Annotated in this window: 16 protein-coding genes; 13 read left to right on the forward strand and 3 right to left on the reverse strand. The window is 74.1% G+C overall.

What is annotated here, in order from left to right; genetic code table 11:
* Window positions 1–2: 2 nt before the first annotated feature.
* The 13 genes from C1708_RS08070 to C1708_RS08130 are packed head-to-tail and all read left to right on the forward strand — an operon-like array spanning window position 3 to window position 14,433.
* Entirely contained in the window at window positions 3–1,583 is a 1,581-nt protein-coding gene (locus tag C1708_RS08070; protein WP_106412010.1) for a right-handed parallel beta-helix repeat-containing protein, read from the forward strand.
* On the forward strand, window positions 1,576–2,829 hold the full coding sequence (locus C1708_RS08075; protein WP_437077068.1) for an O-antigen ligase family protein: 1,254 nt from the start codon (window positions 1,576–1,578) through the stop codon (window positions 2,827–2,829). The genes C1708_RS08070 and C1708_RS08075 overlap by 8 nt, the downstream gene beginning before the upstream one ends.
* On the forward strand, window positions 2,830–4,095 hold the full coding sequence (locus tag C1708_RS08080; RefSeq protein ID WP_106412012.1) for a glycosyltransferase: 1,266 nt from the start codon (window positions 2,830–2,832) through the stop codon (window positions 4,093–4,095). It begins immediately after the preceding gene.
* Entirely contained in the window at window positions 4,092–5,327 is a 1,236-nt protein-coding gene (locus tag C1708_RS08085) for a class I SAM-dependent methyltransferase (protein WP_106412013.1), read from the forward strand. The genes C1708_RS08080 and C1708_RS08085 overlap by 4 nt, the downstream gene beginning before the upstream one ends.
* A complete protein-coding gene (locus tag C1708_RS08090; protein WP_106412014.1) occupies window positions 5,324–6,124 on the forward strand; it encodes a glycosyltransferase family protein in 801 nt (266 codons plus the stop codon). Before C1708_RS08085 ends, C1708_RS08090 begins: the two co-directional genes overlap by 4 nt.
* A complete protein-coding gene (locus C1708_RS08095) occupies window positions 6,121–6,768 on the forward strand; it encodes a PIG-L deacetylase family protein (RefSeq protein WP_106412015.1) in 648 nt (215 codons plus the stop codon). Before C1708_RS08090 ends, C1708_RS08095 begins: the two co-directional genes overlap by 4 nt.
* Before the next feature lie 4 nt (window positions 6,769–6,772).
* Window positions 6,773–7,798, forward strand: coding sequence for an NAD-dependent epimerase/dehydratase family protein (locus C1708_RS08100; RefSeq protein WP_106412016.1), 1,026 nt, complete (start codon window positions 6,773–6,775; stop codon window positions 7,796–7,798).
* On the forward strand, window positions 7,786–9,069 hold the full coding sequence (locus C1708_RS08105) for a DUF4910 domain-containing protein (protein ID WP_106412017.1): 1,284 nt from the start codon (window positions 7,786–7,788) through the stop codon (window positions 9,067–9,069). The genes C1708_RS08100 and C1708_RS08105 overlap by 13 nt, the downstream gene beginning before the upstream one ends.
* A 5-nt stretch (window positions 9,070–9,074) precedes the next feature.
* A complete protein-coding gene (locus C1708_RS08110; protein WP_106412018.1) occupies window positions 9,075–10,367 on the forward strand; it encodes an MATE family efflux transporter in 1,293 nt (430 codons plus the stop codon).
* A 7-nt stretch (window positions 10,368–10,374) separates the two neighbouring features.
* Complete coding sequence (locus C1708_RS08115; RefSeq protein ID WP_106412019.1) at window positions 10,375–11,322, forward strand: glycosyltransferase family 2 protein; 948 nt, start codon at window positions 10,375–10,377, stop codon at window positions 11,320–11,322.
* A complete protein-coding gene (locus C1708_RS08120; RefSeq protein ID WP_241911201.1) occupies window positions 11,319–12,539 on the forward strand; it encodes a polysaccharide pyruvyl transferase family protein in 1,221 nt (406 codons plus the stop codon). The genes C1708_RS08115 and C1708_RS08120 overlap by 4 nt, the downstream gene beginning before the upstream one ends.
* Window positions 12,536–13,111 carry a dTDP-4-dehydrorhamnose 3,5-epimerase gene (rfbC, locus tag C1708_RS08125; protein ID WP_106412021.1) on the forward strand — a complete coding sequence of 192 codons (576 nt, stop codon included), beginning with the start codon at window positions 12,536–12,538 and terminating at the stop codon, window positions 13,109–13,111. The genes C1708_RS08120 and rfbC overlap by 4 nt, the downstream gene beginning before the upstream one ends.
* Window positions 13,108–14,433: a glutamate-1-semialdehyde 2,1-aminomutase gene (locus C1708_RS08130; RefSeq protein WP_106412022.1), complete on the forward strand. Its 1,326-nt coding sequence runs from the start codon at window positions 13,108–13,110 to the stop codon at window positions 14,431–14,433. Before rfbC ends, C1708_RS08130 begins: the two co-directional genes overlap by 4 nt.
* Window positions 14,434–14,442: 9 nt before the next feature.
* On the opposite strand, the gene C1708_RS08135 is transcribed toward C1708_RS08130, so the two are convergent.
* The 3 genes from C1708_RS08135 to C1708_RS08145 all read right to left on the reverse strand — a co-directional run bounded on the left by C1708_RS08135 (window position 14,443) and on the right by C1708_RS08145 (window position 16,395).
* Complete coding sequence (locus C1708_RS08135; RefSeq protein WP_106412023.1) at window positions 14,443–15,126, reverse strand: phosphatase PAP2 family protein; 684 nt, start codon at window positions 15,124–15,126, stop codon at window positions 14,443–14,445.
* A 183-nt stretch (window positions 15,127–15,309) separates the two neighbouring features.
* A complete protein-coding gene (locus C1708_RS08140; RefSeq protein WP_106412024.1) occupies window positions 15,310–15,504 on the reverse strand; it encodes a hypothetical protein in 195 nt (64 codons plus the stop codon).
* 90 nt (window positions 15,505–15,594) lie between these two features.
* Window positions 15,595–16,395: an SDR family NAD(P)-dependent oxidoreductase gene (locus C1708_RS08145; RefSeq protein ID WP_106416214.1), complete on the reverse strand. Its 801-nt coding sequence runs from the start codon at window positions 16,393–16,395 to the stop codon at window positions 15,595–15,597.
* Window positions 16,396–16,503 lie beyond the last annotated feature (108 nt).

Below are 16,503 nucleotides of genomic sequence, written 5' to 3' on the forward strand. Positions count from 1 at the left end.
CGATGGGTCCGCGTGGAGGAGGGGGCGTGCGCCGGTGGCGGCGCTGGGCGTCCGCGGCCGGGCTGGCGCTGGCGCTGGTGGCGACCGCCGGCTGCGAGCAGCGGCCCGGGACGGCGAAGAAGCCGGACGCGCGGTCGAGGCCGGACGCGCGCACGCAGCCGGGGGACACCGCCGGGGCGCCGCGGACCGTGCCCCGGGTGTGCGAGAGGCCGAGGCCCGGACCGGCGGAGGCGCCGGCCGGCGCGGTGACCGTGGACCCCGCGGTGCCCGGCGACCTCTCCGCGAAGACCGACGCCCGCCCGGCCGGCACCACCTTCTGGCTGCGGCCGGGCAGGCACCGTCTGGCCGACGACCGGTACGCCCAGGTGGAGCCCAAGGAGGGCAACACCTACCTCGGAGCGCCCGGCGCGGTGCTCGACGGCCGAAGGACGAATCAGTACGCCTTCGGCGGCGGCGCGCGCGACGTCACCCTCCGGCACCTGACCGTGCAGGGGTTCGTCGCGCCGCACGACGAGGGTGTGGTCAACCACGACTCGGCCGACGGCTGGGTGATCGAGCACTCCAGGATCCAGTTCAACTCCGGCGCCGGGCTGATGGCCGGTTCCGGCCAGCGGGTGCGGGCCAACTGCCTGCGCGGCAACGGCCAGTACGGCATGAACGCGTACAAGGGGTCGGGTCCGCTGCGCGACCTGGTGCTGGAGGGCAACGAGATCACCGGCAACAACCGGCACGACTGGGAGCGGAAGCGGCCCGGCTGCGGCTGCACCGGCGGGGTGAAGTTCTGGGCCGTCGACGGCGCGGACGTGCGCGGCAACTGGGTGCACGACAACCGCGGCACCGGCCTGTGGGCGGACACCAACAACAACGACTTCCTGATCGAGGGCAACGTCCTGGAGGACAACCACGGGGCCGCGCTGATGTACGAGACCAGCTACAACGCGGTCGTCCGGAACAACACGATCCGGCGGAACAACTGGGTCGAGGGCCGGCGGTACGCGGAGCGCGGCGACACCTTCCCGTTCGCCACCCTCTACGTGTCGGAGTCCGGCGGCGAGCCCCGCGTGCGGGCGCGCACCGACGAACTGGAGATCACCGGGAACGTCTTCGAGGACAACTGGAACGCGATCACCCTGTGGGAGAACGCCGACCGGTTCTGCAACAGCCCCGCCAACACCTCCTCGGGCGACTGCACGCTGCTCGTCGAGGACATGGACCGCTGCTCGCGGCCGGGCATCGCCACCGCGCCGCTCTACGCCGACTGCCGGTGGCGGACCCAGCGGGTGGACATTCACCACAACCGGTTCCTGCTGGACAAGTCGGCGGTGGACTGCACGTCCGGGTGCGACCGCATGGCGGTGCTCGCCAACTACGGCACCTACCCGGACTGGTCGCCGTACATGGGCGAGAAGGTGGCCGACGCCATCACGCTGAAGCAGCACAACCGCTGGCGGGACAACGTCTACGAGGGGCCGTGGACGTTCGTCGCCCACGACCCGAGCGGGGAGCTCGGCTTCGAGGAGTGGCGGGGTGCGCCGTACCGGCAGGACGCGGGGAGCGTCTACCGCGCCGGGGACGGTGGTTGACGTGCGGGTGGAGCACACGCCGAGGACGGTCCAGGCGGTGTGGGGGCTGCTGGTCCTCAACACCCTCGGCTCCACGGGGGCCGTGACCATCGTGCCGCTGCCCCGGTCGCTGATCCAGATGGTCACGATGGGCGCGCTGGTCGCCGCGTTCGTGCTGGCGCTCGCCCTCAACCTGCGGCTGCGGGTGCGGGCCAGCGCGTTCCTGCTGCTGCTCAGCCTGCTGCTGGTGCCGAGCCTGATCTCCAGCGCGGACCTGAGCGCCGGCTTCGGGGCGCTGTTCCGCTGCGGCCGGTTCGCGGTGTTCGTCGCCACGCTGTGGCTGCTCAGCCGCTGGTGGGACGGCTCCACCGCGTTCGTACGGTTCCACGTCCGCTGGTACTTCCTGGTGCTGTGCTCGGTGGCCGCGGGGCTGCTGCTGTCGCCGGGCGCCGCCCTGCCCGACCTCTACGGCGGCCGGCTGGTGGGGGCGCTGTGGCCGCTGACGCCGCCGCAGATCGGGCAGTACGCGGCGGTGGTCGTGGGGCTCGCCGTGCTGCTGGTGCTGGGCCGCCGCACCGACGGGCGCAGTGCCGCGCTGGTGATCGTGCCGTCGCTGGCGCTGCTCGCCCTGACGCACACCCGGACGGCCACCATCGGGCTGCTCGCCGGTCTGGTGGTGGCGATCGGCTCGATGATGCCGACCAGCGCCGTCGCCCGCCGCTGGTTCGGCCGGGCGGTGCTGTGCGCCGCCGTCGCCGCGGTCGCGTTCGGGCCCCTGCTCCAGGCGTGGTTCCTGCGCGGGCAGACCGAGGAGAACTTCTCCTCCCTCACCGGCCGGGCCAAGGTGTGGGGGGCGCTGCTGGACGCGCCCCGGACGGGAGCGGAGCGGCTGTTCGGCGTCGGGCTGGGCGACAAGTCGTTCGACGGGCTGCCCATCGACAACAGCTGGCTGGCCGTCTACCACGAACAGGGCCTGCTGGGCGTGACGCTGGTGGCGGCGTTCGTGCTGGTGCTGGCCACGGTGGCGTTGCTGCGGCCGCCGTCACCGGCGCGGGCCTGCGCGCTGTTCCTGATCACCTACTGCGGGATCGCCTCGTACACCGAGGCCGGTCTGGGCGACGCCTCGCCGTACCTGCTGCACCTGGCGGTGGCGGCCTCGCTGCTGGTGTCCCCCGCGGCCCGGCCGGCGCCCGGGTCCGGGCCGCCGGCGCCGGAACCCGCCCGGCGGCCCGTCGCGCGGCCGGTCCCCGGGAAGGAGGTGGTGTGAATGCACGTCATGGTGGTGCACAACCGCTACGCGTCGGCACAGCCGAGCGGGGAGAACAAGGTCGTCGACCAGGAGGTGGCGCTGCTGCGGGAGGGCGGCCACCGGGTCGGGGTGTTCGAGCGGCGCAGCGACGACATCGCCGCCCGCTCGCTGCCCGCCAAGGCCGCGATACCGCTGCTGGTGCCGTGGAACCCGGCGGTGCGCGCCCGGCTGGCGGAGCGGCTGCGCGCCGAGCGGCCGGACGTGGTGCACCTCCACAACGTCTTCCCGCTGCTGTCGCCCGCGGTGATCGCCGCCTGCGCGGACGCCGGGGTGCCGGCCGTCGCCACGCTGCACAACTACACCCAGGTGTGCCCGCCGGGCACCCTGCACCGGGACGGCTCGCCGTGCACCGCGTGCGTGGGCCGGGCGCCGCTGCCCGCCGTCCGGCACGGCTGCTACCGCGGCAGCGCGCTGGCGACGGTGCCGCTCGCGGTGAGCCTGTCGGTCAACCGGCGGCGCTGGTGGTCGGGCGTGGAGCGGTTCTTCTGCATCTCGGCGGCGCAGCGCGAGGTGCTGGTGGACGCCGGGATGCCGGCCGAACGGCTCGTGGTGAAGCACAACTTCGTGCCCGAGACGGACGTGCGCCGCACCGGTCCGGGCGAGCACCTGCTGTACCTGGGGCGGCTCGCGGAGGTCAAGGGTGTCCGGCTGCTGATGGCCGCGTGGGACGAGCTCGCCGCCGCCGGCGGGGTGGGGGTGCCGCTGGTGATCGCCGGCACCGGCCCGCTGGAGGCGGAGGTGGCGGCCTGGGCGGCGGGCCGGGACGACGTGCGCCACGTCGGCCTGTACGACCGGGTGCGGTGCCGCCGGGCCGTGGCGGAGGCGGTGGCCGTGGTGGCGCCGTCGACGTGGAAGGAGGCGTTCGGGCTGGTCGTCGTGGAGGCGATGGCGGCGGGGGTGCCGGCCGTCGCCGCCGGGCACGGCGCCTTCACCGAGCTGGTCGAGGACGGGGTGACCGGGCTGCTGCACCGGCCGGACGACGCCGCGTCGCTGGCCGCCGCGCTGCGCCGGATCACCGCGGAGGACGAACGCAACCGGGACATGGGCCGGGCCGCCCGGCTCCGGTACGAGCGGGGCTTCAGCCCGGAGGTCGGGCTGGAGCGCCTGGAGGAGGGGTACCGCGCGGCGATCGCGGGACGCGGCGGGGCGGCCCCGCCGCGAGGGGACACGCACACGGGCTCGCGCCGGGGGGACCCGCGCGAGCGGGATGGGGGAAGCAGATGACACGTTGCCGACTGTGCGGTGCGACGGCGCTGGAGAGCGTCGTCGACCTGGGGGCGACCCCGCCGTGCGAGAGCTTTCTCGCCGCGGACCGGCTGGACGCGCCGGAGCCGACGTACCCGCTGCACCTGCGGGTGTGCACGGACTGCTGGCTGGCGCAGATACCGCCGCTGATCACGCCGGAGGAGACGTTCAGCGAGTACGCGTACTTCTCCTCGTACTCCTCCTCCTGGGTGGAGCACGCGCGGGTGTTCGTCGAGGACGCGGCCGCGCGGCTGGGGCTCGGCGAGGACTCCTTCGTGGTGGAGGTGGCGAGCAACGACGGCTATCTGCTGCGGCACGTGGTGGACCGGGGCGTCCGCTGCCTGGGCGTCGAGCCGTCGGTGAACGTCGGGGCGGCGGCGCGGGAGGCGGGCGTGCCCACGCTCACCGCGTTCCTGAGCCCCGAGACGGGTGCCGCCGTGCGCGCCGAGCACGGGCCGGCCGACCTGGTGGTCGCCAACAACGTGTACGCGCACATCCCCGACGTCATCGGCTTCACGAAGGGGCTGCGCGCCCTGGTCGCCGACGACGGCTGGGTGTCGATCGAGGTGCAGCACCTGCTGACCCTCATCGAGGAGAACCAGTACGACACGATCTACCACGAGCACTTCCAGTACTACACGGTCGCGTCCGCGATCCGGGCGCTGGCGAGCGGCGGGCTGACGCTGGTGGACGTGGAGCTGCTGCCCACGCACGGTGGTTCGCTGCGCCTGTGGGCCCGCCCCGGCGAGGCGGCCGGCGAGCCGAGCCGCCGGGTGGCCGACGTGCTGGCGCGGGAGAAGGCCGCCGGGCTCCAGGAGCTGTCCGGGTACACCGAGTTCTCCGCGCGGGTGGCGAAGGTGCGCCGGGACCTGCTGCGGTTCCTGGTCGACGCGGCCGAGCGCGGCGAGACGGTCGTCGGGTACGGCGCGCCGGGCAAGGGCAACACGCTGCTCAACCACTGCGGGATCCGGCCCGACCTGCTGCCGTACACGGTGGACCGCAACCCCTACAAGCACGGCCGGTACACGCCCGGCACCCGCATCCCGATCCTGCCCCCGGACCGGATCGCCGCCGACCGGCCGGACTACGTGCTGGTGCTGCCCTGGAACCTGCGCGCCGAGCTGGTCGAACAGCTGGCGTACGTGCACGAGTGGGGCGGCCGGCTGGTCTTCCCCATCCCGGAACTGAGCATTGTCGAGGTCGAGCGATGAAGGTCGTACTGTTCTGCGGCGGTTACGGGATGCGCATGCGCGCCGGGGCGAACGACGACATCCCCAAGCCGATGGCGATGGTCGGCCCGCGCCCGCTGATCTGGCACGTGATGCGCTACTACGCGCACTACGGGCACAAGGAGTTCATCCTGTGCCTGGGCTACGGCGCCCACCACATCAAGAACTTCTTCCTCACCTACGAGGAGACCACGTCCAACGACTTCGTGCTGCGCGGCGGCCGCACCGAGCTGCTGTCCACCGACATCGCGGACTGGACCATCACGTTCGCGCAGACCGGCATCGAGTCGCCGATCGGTGAGCGGCTGCGCCGGGTGCGGCACCACCTGGACGGCGACGAGATGTTCCTCGCCAACTACGCGGACGTGCTCACCGACGCCCCGCTGCCGGAGATGATCGACCGGTTCTCCCGCCGGGACGCGGGCGCGTCGATGATGGTGGTGCCGCCGCAGTCGTCGTTCCACTGCGTCGAGCTGGGCGAGGACGGCCTGGTGGGCGGCATCACCCCGGTGAGCGAGCTGCCGCTGTGGGAGAACGGCGGCTACTTCGTGCTGCGCCAGGAGATCTTCGACCACATCCCCGAGAACGGAGATCTCGTCGCCGACGGGTGTGCCCGACTGGCCAAGCGGGGAAGGCTCGTCGCGCAGCAGCACCGCGGCTTCTGGCAGCCGACCGACACCGTGAAGGAGCGTACGGCCCTGGACGAGGCCTACGCCCGGGGGGACCGGCCGTGGGCCGTGTGGGAACGGCGGCGTGCGGAGACGGGGGTGAGCGCGTGATCCGGCTGGGCACCGGACGGCTGGAGCGGATCGTCGCGGTGGGCGCGCACTGCGACGACATCGCCATCGGCGCCGGCGGCACCCTGCTGACCCTGTGCCGGGCCCGCCCGGGCCTCAGGGTCGACGCGCTGGTGCTGACCGGCGGCGGCACGGAGCGCGAGCAGGAGGAGGCCGAGGCGCTCGCCGCGTTCTGCCCGGGCGCCGACCTCAGGCTGACCGTGGACAAGCTGCCCGACGGCCGGCTGCCCGCGCACTGGGCGGAGGTCAAGGCGGCGGTCGAGGAGCTGCGTGCCCGCACCGAGCCCGGCCTGGTGCTCGCGCCGCGCACCGAGGACGCGCACCAGGACCACCGCGGCCTGGCCAAGCTGATCACCACCGCGTTCCGCGACCATCTCGTGCTCGGCTACGAGATCGTCAAGTGGGACGGGGACCTGGGCCGTCCGGTGGTGTACCAGCCGCTGGCGCCGGAGACGGCCGAGGACAAGGTGCGGCTGCTGCAGGAGCACTACCCCTCGCAGCGGCACCGGCCCTGGTACGACCGGGAGGCCTTCCTCGGGCTCGCCCGGATCCGCGGCATCGAAAGCAACGTGCGCTACGCCGAGGCGTTCGCCGTCACCAAACTCACTGTCGACCTGGGGGGTTGAAACCTTGCGCGTACTGCTCACCGGACACCAGGGCTATCTGGGCACCGTGATGGCCCCGGTGCTCACGGCCGCCGGACACGAGGTGGTCGGGCTGGACGCCGGCCTGTTCGCCGACTGCGTGCTGGGGCCGGACCCCGCGGACCCTCCGGGGACGCGGGTGGACCTGCGGGACGTCACGGCCGACCACGTGGCCGGGGTGGACGCCGTGATCCACCTGGCCGCCCTGTCCAACGACCCGCTGGGGGCGCTGGCGCCGGAACTCACCTACGACATCAACCACCACGCGTCCGTGCGGCTGGCGAGGCTGGCCCGCGACGCGGGGGTGCGGCGCTTCCTGTACGCCTCGACCTGCTCGGTCTACGGCGCGGCGGGCGGCGACGAGCTGGTGGCCGAGGACGCCCCGCTGCGCCCGGTGACGCCGTACGCCGAGTCCAAGGTGCGGGTGGAGGACGACCTGCACGAGCTGGCCGACGACGACTTCAGCCCGGTGTACATGCGCAACGCGACCGCCTTCGGGTACTCGCCGCGGCTGCGCGCCGACATCGTGCTGAACAACCTGGTGGGCCACGCCCTGCTGTCCGGTGAGGTGCTGGTGCTGTCCGACGGCACGCCGTGGCGTCCGCTGGTGCACGCCGAGGACATCGCCCGCGCGTTCACGGCCGCCCTCCAGGCGCCGCGGGAGGCGGTGCACGACCGGGCGTTCAACATCGGCAGCGAGGCCAACAACGTCACGGTCGCGGAGATCGCCCAGCAGGTCGCGGACGCGGTGGACGGCTCCAAGGTGGTCATCACCGGGGAGACGGGCGCCGACCCGCGCTCCTACCGGGTGGACTTCTCCCGGTTCCGCGCGGCGGTCCCCGGCTTCGAGTGCGAGTGGACCGTGAAGCGCGGCGCGCTGGAACTCGCCGACGCCTACCGGACGCACGGGCTGACCCGGGAGGCGTTCGAGCAGCGGTTCACCCGGCTCGCGGTGCTGCGCGCGGCGTCCGGCGCGGGCACGGTCGACGACACCCTGCGGTGGCGGTCGTGACCACGCCGGGCGAGGAGATGCACGCCCTGGTGGAGCGGATGTACCCGCTGTGCCGGAGCATCACCGGCGACGGGGTGCGCGCCACCCTGGACATCGTCGGGGAGCACCTGCCGCTGGAGGTGCGCGAGGTGCCCACCGGCACGCAGGTGCTCGACTGGACCGTGCCGCAGGAGTGGAACGTCCGGGAGGCGTGGATCGCCGACCCGTCCGGCCGGCGGGTCGTCGACCTCGCCGACTCCAGCCTGCACGTGCTCGGGTACAGCGTGCCGGTGGCGGCGCGGATGCCGCTGTCCGAGCTGCGCCCGCACCTGCACACCCTGCCCGAGCACCCGACGTGGGTGCCGTACCGGACCAGTTACTACAAGCCGGACTGGGGGTTCTGCCTGGCGCAGGAGACCCTGGACGCGCTGCCGGACGGCGAGTACGAGGTGCGGATCGACTCCACCCTCGCGGACGGGCACCTCACCTACGCCGAGCACGTGGTGCCGGGGCGGGTGCCGGACGAGGTGATCGTCTCCAGTCACGTCTGCCACCCGTCGCTGGCCAACGACAACCTGGCCGGCATCGCGGTGGCGGTGTTCCTCGCCCGGTCCCTCGCGCAGCGCGCCCCGTACTACACGTACCGGTTCCTGTTCGCGCCCGGCACCATCGGGGCGATCACCTGGCTGGCCCGCAACGCCGGGCAGGTGGAGCGGGTGAAGCACGGGCTGGTGCTGGCGTGCGCGGGCGACCGGGGCTCGCTGACGTACAAGCGGAGCAGGCGCGGGGACGCGGAGATCGACCGGGTGATGCGCCACGTGCTGCGGACCTCCGGACGCCCGCACGAGATACGGGAGTTCACGCCCTACGGCTACGACGAGCGGCAGTTCTGCTCGCCGGGCTTCGACCTCGGCGTGGGTTCCCTCAGCCGGACCCCGTACGCCGGCTACCCGGAGTACCACACCTCGGCGGACGACCTGGACTTCGTGTCCCCGGAGGCGATGGAGGACACCCTCGCCGTCTGCCGGGAGGCGTTCGCCGTGCTCGACCGCAACCGCCGGTACGTCAACCTCAGCCCGTACGGGGAGCCGCAGCTGGGCCGGCGCGGCCTCTACGGGGCGCTCGGCGGCCGCAGCGACGCGCAGGAGGCCCAGCTGGCGATGCTGTGGGTGCTCAGCCTCTCCGACGGCGAGCACGGTCTGCTGGACGTGGCCGAGCGGGCCGGTCTGCCGTTCGACACCGTCGCCGCGGCGGCCGACGCCCTGCACGGCGCCGGACTGGTCAAGGCGTGAGACCGGTGGCCGCCGAGGGGGACGGGACGTCGACAGCGCCGGAGCGGCCGGCCCGCACCGTCACGCGGGCCGTCGCGGGCCGGCTGTCGTGGGGGCTGGCCGACCAGGCGGCCTCCAGCCTGTCCAACTTCGTCGTGGGCGTGTACGTGGCGCGCTCGCTGGGCCTGACCGCGTTCGGCGTGTTCAGCCTGGCCTGGGTGACCTACGGCGTGGTGCTCAGCGTCTCCCGGGGTCTGGCCACCGACCCGCTCGTGGTGCGGTTCAGCGGCGTGTCCGAGGCGTCCTGGCGGCAGGCGGTGGCCCGCTCCACGGGCACCTCGCTGGGCGTCGGCGCGGTCGTCGGCGTGCCGTGCCTGGCGTTGTGGCCGCTGCTCGGCGGCAGTGTGGGGGCCGCGTTCGGCTGCCTGGGCGTGGTGCTGCCCGGCCTGCTGCTGCAGGACGCCTGGCGGTACTCGTTCTTCGCGGCCGGCGTCGGCCGGAAGGCGTTCGTCAACGACGTGGTGTGGGGCGTGGCGCTGATCCCCGCCATGGTCGTGGCGGCCCAGGTGGGCACCGTGTCCGCGTTCCTGCTCGCCTGGGGCGGGTCGGCGGCAGTGGCGGGGGCGTACGGCTGGGCGCAGTCCGGCATCCTGCCCCGGCCGGCCGGGGCCCGGGCGTGGATCCGCGACCACCGTGACCTGGGCTACCGGTACCTGGCCGAGAACACGTGCGTGAGCGGCGCGAGCCAGCTGCGCGCGTACGGGCTCGGCGCGATCGTCGGCGTCGGCGCGGTCGGCGTCGTCCGGGGCGCCGAGCTGCTGCAGGGCCCGTTCCTGGCCGTGCTGATGGGGCTGACGCTGGTCACCGTGGCGGAGGCGGCGCGGATGCTGCGGCAGGCCCCGCACCGGCTGGGCCGGTTCTGCCTGTTCCTGGGCGGCGGTCAGGCGGTCGCCGCCCTGCTGTGGGGCGGCGTGCTGCTGCTGATGCCGGACCGGGCGGGCGAACTCGTCCTCGGCGACGTCTGGCCCGCCGCCGCGGAACTCATCGTGCCAGCCACCCTCAGTGTCGCGGGGGCCGGTGTCGGCACCGGAGCGGCCGCCGGGCTGCGCGCGCTCGGCGCGGCCCGGCTCAGTCTGCGGTGCCAGATCTTCGCCTCCGTCTGCTACGTGGGCCTCGGGATCGGCGGTGCGGCCCTCGGCGGCACCGTCGGCTCGGCCTGGGGCGCCGCCGCCGCGTCCGTGTGCGGTTCGGCCGCGTGGTGGCTGCATCTGAGGATCGCCCTGCGCGAGCACCACCGAGATCTCTCATCCGTGAAGTGAGGACGTCATGACCGCGCAACCCCGGCTGAGCATCGGCCTTCCCGTGTACAACGGCGAGGAGTACCTCGCCGAGTCGCTGGAGGCCCTGCTCGGCCAGACGTACGAGGACTTCGAGTTGGTCATCACCGACAACGCGTCGACCGACGGGACCCAGGACATCTGCCGCCGCTACGCGAAGCGGGACTCCCGGATCCGCTACATCCGGCTGCCCCGGAACATCGGCGCCGCGCCGAACCACAACTACGTCTTCACCCAGTGCCGCGGCGAGCTCTTCAAGTGGGCCTCGCACGACGACCTGTACGCCCGTGACCTGCTGAAGCGCTGCGTGGAGGCGCTCGACGAACGCCCGGAGGTGATCCTCGCGCACAGCGACCAGGCCGTCATCGACGAGGGCGGCAAGGTCAAGGTGCCCTACGCGTACACGCTGAACACCGGCTCGCCGCACGCGCCCGAACGGTTCCGCAGCCTGCTGTTCGAGCCGGGCGGCGACGACTTCTACGGCGTGATGCGCGCCGACGTGCTGCGCCGGGTGAAGCCGCACGACAGCTACCACCACGCGGACCGCACGTTCGTCGCCGAGATCACTCTGCACGGCCCCTTCCACCAGGTGCCGGAGCTGCTGTACTTCCGCCGCGACCACCCCACCCGCGCCGAGCGGGCGAACCCCTCCAAGCGCGCCCGCTGCGTCAACCTGGACCCGCGCCGGGCGGGACCGCTGCACCCGACACCCCGGCTGCTCGCCGAGTACGTGTGGGGGTTCGTGTCGGCGGTGAAACGGGCGCCGCTGTCCCCCGCCGACCGGCGTGCCTGCTACCGGCATCTGGTCTCGTGGGCGACCAGCCGGGTCCGCCCGGGCGCGGGCGAGCGGGTCGAGGACCGGGCCCCGGTGGGCCCGGACGCGCTGGGCGTCTCCGTCGACGCCTTGGTCGCCGGCCGCGAGAGGAGGGACGCGTGACGTCCCCTCGTGTGGGCATCTTCGGCCTGTTCGGCTCCGGGAACGTCGGCAACGACGGGTCGCTGGAGGCCGTGCTGGGCCACCTCCGCGCCGCGCACCCGGACGCGGCCCTGGACGCCCTGTGCGGCGGACCCGAGACCGTCACGGCCCGGTACGGGGTCCCGGCGGCCCGGCTGCACTGGTACCGCGGGGAGTACCGCACCGCCTCGCGTCTGAAGGACGTCGCGGGCAAGGGCGCGGGCAAGCTCGTGGACGCCTTCCGCATCGCGGCCTGGGTGCGCCGGCACGACGTGGTGGTCGTGCCGGGCACGGGCATCCTGGAGAGCACGCTGCCGCTGCGGCCGTGGGGCATGCCGTACTCGCTGTTCCTGGTGTGCGCGGCCGGGCGGCTGCTCGGCACCCCGGTCGCGCTGGTCGGCGTCGGGGCGTCCGAGACCGGCAGCCGGGCGGTGCGGGCGCTGACCCGGTGGGCGGCGCGGCTGGCCGCGTACCGGTCGTACCGGGACACGCTGTCGCGGGACGCGATGCGGGCGACGGGCGTGGACACCCGGGGCGACGAGGTCTACACGGACCTGGTGTTCGCCCTGCCCACTCCCCCGCCGGGCGACCCGACGGGACCGCCCGGACCGGTGTGCGTGGGCGTCATGGACTTCGGCGGGAACAACGACGAGCGGGACCGGGCGGAGGAACTGCGCCGCCGCTACCTGGACGGCACCACGCGGTTCGTGCGCGCCCTGGCCGCGGAGGGCAGGCCGGTGCGGCTGCTCACCGGCGACGACGTCGACCGGCCGGTGACCGAGGCGATCCTCGAGGCGGTGGACTCGCCGCTGGTCACCGCCGCCGCGACGGCGTCCCTGGGCGACCTGATGAAGGAGATGGCGGTCGCGGACACCGTGGTGGCGACCCGCTACCACAACCTGGTCTGCGCGCTGAAGGTCGGCACCCCGGTGCTCGCCCTGAGCTACGCGGCGAAGAGCGACCGGCTGATGGCGGACATGGGTGTGGGCGAGTACTGCCACGCGGCGCGCGAGATCGACGCGGGCCGGCTGCTGGAGCAGTTCCGGGAGCTGGAGCGGAACCGGTCGGCGGTGCGGCGGACCCTCGCCGGACGGGGCCCGGTGCTCGTCGGGCGGGTCCGGCAGCAGTTCGCCGCGCTGTCCGCCCTGATCCCGGGGCCCGGCCCCGCCCCCACCCCCGCACGACAGGAGACCCCATGAAGGTGACCGAGGTCCCGGCGATCGCCGGGGCGTTCCTGTTCGAGCCGACGCCGTTCACCGACGAGCGCGGCTTCTTCTGCCGCACGTTCGACGCGGACGTGGTGCGTTCCGTGGGCATCGACCCGGACGCCTTCGTCCAGGACAGCCTCTCCCGGTCGGTGCGGGGCGTGGTGCGCGGCATGCATCTGCGGTCCGGCGAGGGCGAGGCCAAGCTGGTGCGCTGTTCCCACGGGCGGATCTTCGACGTGGTGGTGGACCTGCGGCCCGGCTCGCCGACGTACCGGGGCCGGGCCACGTTCGAGCTGTCCGGCGACACGCAGGCGACGCTGTACGTCCCGGCGGGCTGCGCGCACGGCTTCCAGGCCCTGACGGAGACCGCCGACACGTCGTACCGGATCGACCGTCCGCACGACCCGGCGGAAGACGTGACGATCGCCTTCGACGACCCGGACCTGGCCGTCCCCTGGCCGCTGCCGGTCACGGTGACGTCCGAACGGGACCGCAAGGCGCCGGGTCTCGCGGAGGCGCTGAGGACGCCGGCGGAGCGGCGGACGGCGGTGGGGCCGTCGTGAGCGGGGAGGAGCTGCGGCTGCCGCTGTCGCAGGCGGTCAACGAACGGCTGCACGCGCTGGTCCCCGGCGGGGCGCACACGTACGCCAAGGGCGACGACCAGTACCCGCAGGACCTGGCGCCGGTCATCAGTCACGGGCGCGGCGCCCATGTGTGGGACGTCGACGGCAACCGCTACATCGAGTACGGCTCGGGGCTGCGGTCGGTGAGCCTCGGCCACGCCCATCCGCGGGTGCTGGAGGCGGTGCGGCGGGAACTCGACCGCGGCAGCAACTTCGTGCGCCCGTCGGTGGTGGAGGCGGAGGCGGCGGAGCGGTTCCTCGCCACGGTGCCGACCGCCGAGATGGTCAAGTTCGCGAAGAACGGCTCCGACGCCACCACGGCGGCGGTCCGTCTGGCGCGCGCCGTCACCGGGCGCCCGCGGGTGGCGCTCTGCGCCGACCACCCGTTCTTCTCGGTCGACGACTGGTTCATCGGCACCACCCCGATGCCGGCGGGCGTCCCGCGGGCGACCACGGACCTGACGGTCACCTTCCCCTACGGCGACCTGACCGCCACGGAGGAGCTGTTCGACCGGTACCCGGGCGAGATCGCCTGCCTGATCCTGGAGCCCGCCGCCCAGACCGAGCCGCCGCCCGGTTACCTCGCCGGGCTGCGCGACCTGGCCGACCGGCACGGCTGCGTGCTGGTCTTCGACGAGATGATCACCGGCTTCCGCTGGTCCGAGGCGGGCGCCCAGGGCCTGTACGGGGTGACCCCCGACCTCTCCACCTTCGGCAAGGCGCTGGGCAACGGCTTCGCGGTGTCCGCGCTGGCCGGGCGCCGGGCGCTGATGGAGCGGGGCGGGCTGCGCCACGACGCCGACCGGGTGTTCCTGCTGTCCACCACGCACGGCGCGGAGACGCACGCCCTGGCGGCGGCGATGGCGGTGCAGGCCACGTACGTGGAGGAGGGCGTCACCGCGCGGCTGCACGCGCTGGGCGAGCGGCTGGCCGCCGGGGTCCGGGACGCGGCGGCCGCGATGGGCGTCGCCGGGCACGTGGTCGTCCGGGGCCGCGCGAGCAACCTGGTCTTCGCGACGCTCGACGCGCGGGGACGGCCGTCGCAGGAGTACCGGACGCTGTTCCTGCGCCGCCTGCTGACGGGCGGGGTGCTCGCCCCGTCGTTCGTGGTGAGCAACGCGCTGGAGGAGTCCGACATCGACCGCACGGTGGACGTGGTCGGCCAGGCGTGCGCGGTCTACCGCAAGGCGCTGGACGCGGGTGACCCGACACCGTGGCTGGGGGGCAGGCCGGTACGGCCGGTGTTCCGGCGGAGGGCGTGAGGCAAGCCGTCAACGCGCGCGGCGGCGCAGGGAGTCGGCCGTACGGTCGATTCCCCACGCCGCCGCCGGCACCACCGCCAGGGCGGTGCAGCAACCGCCCACGGTGTCGGTCGCGTAGTGCGCCCCGGTGGCGACCTGCGCCCAGCCCATGACGGCTCCGGCGGCGAAGGCGGCGCCCAGCGCGAGGGCGGTGCCGGCGGCTTGCCCGAGCCCGTGCCGCCCCGCCGCGAGCAGCGCCAGGGTGAGGGCCAGGGCGGTGAGGAAGGCGGTGTGCCCGCTCGGGTAGGCCAGGTTCTCGTCGCCGTGGATGGTGCGGGCGGCCAGCGGCTTGAGCAGCCGCGTGACCCCGACGGCCAGCCCGGGTCCGGCGAGGAGCAGTACGGCGGCGCGGGGACGGCGGGCCATCAGGCAGCCGATGACACCGGCCGTGAGCAGCAGGAGCGCGCCCGCCGGGTCGCCGAGGAAGTCCGTCGCGGAGGCGATGTGCCACCACGGCGCCCCGGCCCCGTACGCCGCCTCCCCGATCCGCGCGTCCGTCCGGCCGGGCCCGTCGTCACCGGCGTACCGGACCCCGAGCACGACGACCACCGACGCGGCGAGGGCGGCGACGACCGCGAGGCGCCGGCGCAGCACCCCGGGCAGCACCGCCGCGGCGGTCGTCTTGCCGCCCGTCACCGTCACCGTGCCGTCCACCCCCGTGCAACGCCCCGTGTCAGCCTAACCGACGGTGGGGAAAGGGCAGTTGAGAGACGGACGGCGTCGAGGGGCGTCGGGCGGCGCGAACCGGCGGTACGCGGGCGCCGTTCACGCCCGCGTACCGCACGACGGCGGGGGCGCCGCTCGTGCACAGCGCCCCCGCCGTCGGCCGGCGGCCCCTCAGGCCGGGTGGTCCGGCTGCTGCTCCGGGGGCGTGCCGCCGCCCCGGCCGCCGCCCTTGTTGCCGCGGTCGGTGCCGTGGGCGCGCCCGCCCTCGCCCCGGCCGGGCTGGGACGCCTTGCGGGCTCCGCTGTCCTGCGGCGTGCCCCCGCCCTTGTCGCTGCGCCGCAGCTCGGGCTGTTGCGGATTCGACATCGGCTTCCTCCTTGCGTCGCCTGCGCCTCGGTGCGCCTGCCGCTCACCGGGTGTCTCGTGTGCGCGGGCCGAAACGCCCGGCCGCCCGGATCAGTCCCGCGGGCCGTCGCCCGTCCCCGGCTCGGCCAGCCGCCGGTGGGCCGCCGCCTTCACGCCGTCGGGCAGCACCTTCCCGGCCAGGCCCTGCGCCTTGGTCATCAGCGACCCGGTGACGGCCTTCTTCTCGCCCTTCACGATCGCTTCGAACGCCTGTTCGGCCACCTGGGCCGGGGGATCCTTCTTCATGGAGCCCATGCGGGTGTCGTCCGTCATGTCGGCCCGGTCGAAGAACTCCGTCTCCGTCGGGCCCGGCATGAAGGCGGTGACCGTCACCCCGGTGTCCTTCACCTCCTCCGCCAGCGCCTGCGCGAAGCTCTGCACGAACGACTTGGAGGCGTTGTAGACCGGCTGGAAGGAGCCGGGCATCTGGGCGGCGACGGAAGAGGTGAAGGCGAGCCGTCCCGCGCCGCGCGCCACCATCGCCCGCAGCAGCGGCTTGGCCAGCCGCACGGTCGCGGTGACGTTGAGGTCGATGACCTCCTGGTCGTCGGTGAGGTCGGTGTCCACGAAGGCGCCGCCCTGGCCGACCCCGGCGTTGAGGACGGCGACGTCGACGGTCAGGCCGTCGAGCGCGTCGAGGAGCAGGAAGCGTCCTTCGCCGGTCCGCAGGTCGGCGCGCACCGCGCGCACCTCCGCGCCCGACTCCCGCAGCTTCTCCGCCGCGCCCTCCAGCTCCTCGTCCTCGGCGTTCACCACGAGGTCGTAGCCGTGCGACGCGAACTGCCCGGCCAGCTCGAGGCCGATGCCGCTGGACGCGCCGGTGATCAATGCGAGTGGCCGTGTGTCAGTCATGCCGGACGGGTAACCCCGCCGGTCCGGGTCACGCACCCCGCCCTCCCCCGACGTTTCCCGCCCGTCCGCCCGGTTACCCGCGCGGTGGCGCGCCCCGCACGCCCGGGG

The sequence above is a fragment of the Streptomyces sp. DH-12 genome (assembly GCF_002899455.1).
Lineage (GTDB): Bacteria > Actinomycetota > Actinomycetes > Streptomycetales > Streptomycetaceae > Streptomyces.

Coding starts and splice junctions, on each gene's coding strand:
- rfbC (WP_106412021.1), top strand. CDS start 12,536: ATGAAGGTGACCGAGGTCCCGGCGATCGCCGGGGCGTTCCTGTTCGAG.
- C1708_RS08085 (WP_106412013.1), top strand. CDS start 4,092: ATGACACGTTGCCGACTGTGCGGTGCGACGGCGCTGGAGAGCGTCGTC.
- C1708_RS08115 (WP_106412019.1), top strand. CDS start 10,375: ATGACCGCGCAACCCCGGCTGAGCATCGGCCTTCCCGTGTACAACGGC.
- C1708_RS08140 (WP_106412024.1), bottom strand. CDS start 15,504: ATGTCGAATCCGCAACAGCCCGAGCTGCGGCGCAGCGACAAGGGCGGG.
- C1708_RS08145 (WP_106416214.1), bottom strand. CDS start 16,395: ATGACTGACACACGGCCACTCGCATTGATCACCGGCGCGTCCAGCGGC.
- C1708_RS08080 (WP_106412012.1), top strand. CDS start 2,830: ATGCACGTCATGGTGGTGCACAACCGCTACGCGTCGGCACAGCCGAGC.
- C1708_RS08090 (WP_106412014.1), top strand. CDS start 5,324: ATGAAGGTCGTACTGTTCTGCGGCGGTTACGGGATGCGCATGCGCGCC.
- C1708_RS08070 (WP_106412010.1), top strand. CDS start 3: ATGGGTCCGCGTGGAGGAGGGGGCGTGCGCCGGTGGCGGCGCTGGGCG.